We start from the raw sequence: 1,294 nt of genomic DNA, 5'->3' as shown, positions 1-1,294 counted from the left end.
TAGGATATTGGCTTCGCGCATCTTGTTGTCCAAGTGTAGTTTTTAGCGAAACCATTTGATCATGCAACAAGATGCGCTTCCACCCTAATTTGATGATTTATTTGTAAATCATCAGGGGATTCTTCAGCACTCGGCACCTATCTTTAGAGCAACCTCAATAACTATTCGCTTGAACGTAAGCATAAAACAGATTATGTTGTTGATTTTAAATGACTGGTAAAGATTTCAATTTGAATATTTGTTCTAAGGAGAGAGCATGTTTTTTACATTACTGTTTATTACCTTTGCACTATCTATAACTGTTTCATTTCTGGTTGTTTCAATTTTTAAAAAACCATTAGGCGAAATATTTTCTCGAATTATTCAAGATTCAATCAGTGCCGCTTGGCAAAAATATATCATTTTTGCCACATATGTTGTGGGCATCTCTGGTGGCGTTAGGATTTATGATTTAGAGCGTTACATTACCGCTCGACATAAAGATGTAGAGATTCTTCAGTTAACACTAGAACGTTGGACTATTGAGATTTATCGGACGATTATTGAAACGTTGCAAAGTATTGCATGGATGTACCTTATCGTATTTATATTTGCCCTTATCGCATATGTCATTGTTAGAGGCTTTGAACATAAAAATACTAACAAGCAAGTGTGACATGGCTACCAAGCAGAAAATTAATCAATCGCAAATTAAAAATTTATATATTGCACGATTAAAAAGAATGTTTACGGTGATATTCATAGTCACGGCATATGTTCTTATCGTTCGCGGTGCTATCAGTTTTTTTCACCCAAAACTTGGTGAATTACTTCTATTGGCAGACTATCTAGCAGATAAAGATGCCATGATTTGGCTAGTGGTACACATATCAATGCCAACTTATGATTTTCTAACTCAATCGATATGGGGCAATTCAACCACATTTTATACTCTGCTTTTATGTGTATTCTTATTGGCTGTTTTTTTTACAAAAAATCGCACCATCAAAGACTCGAATAACCAATAAATCATTAGGTTAAATATCCCTATGAGCACTGAACTTATCCATGCAGTTAAAGCCAAGGATACACTTGCGGTTAAGCGCTGAAGAATCCCCTGATGATTTACAAATAAATCATCAAATTAGGGTGGAAGCGCATCTTGTTGCATGATCAAATGGTTTCGCCAAAAACTACACTTGGACAACAAGATGCGCGAAGCCAATATCCTACAACATTCTTTACACCAATACTGCCCAGAACTTCACCTAAAACGATTAAACAGCTTGATGCTGGCCTCTAAGGCACTGATTGA

2 protein-coding genes are annotated in these 1,294 nt (G+C 35.9%); both read left to right on the top strand.

The features are described 5' to 3' along the window. The first annotated feature begins 256 nt into the window (after positions 1-256). Positions 257-655: a hypothetical protein gene (locus AEA42_RS00530; protein WP_037429479.1), complete on the top strand. Its 399-nt coding sequence runs from the start codon at positions 257-259 to the stop codon at positions 653-655. Position 656: 1 nt separating this feature from the next. After that, on the top strand, positions 657-1,007 hold the full coding sequence (locus tag AEA42_RS00525) for a hypothetical protein (protein ID WP_037429481.1): 351 nt from the start codon (positions 657-659) through the stop codon (positions 1,005-1,007). Positions 1,008-1,294 lie beyond the last annotated feature (287 nt).

Source organism: Shewanella sp. Sh95 (genome assembly GCF_001308045.1).
GTDB classification, from domain to species: Bacteria; Pseudomonadota; Gammaproteobacteria; order Enterobacterales; family Shewanellaceae; genus Shewanella; species Shewanella xiamenensis.
This window is presented reverse-complemented; position numbering and strand designations above follow the sequence as displayed.

What these genes read in the sequence shown, in the direction of transcription:
- AEA42_RS00530 (WP_037429479.1), top strand. Translation starts at nt 257, where the DNA reads ATGTTTTTTACATTACTGTTTATTACCTTTGCACTATCTATAACTGTT.
- AEA42_RS00525 (WP_037429481.1), top strand. Translation starts at nt 657, where the DNA reads ATGGCTACCAAGCAGAAAATTAATCAATCGCAAATTAAAAATTTATAT.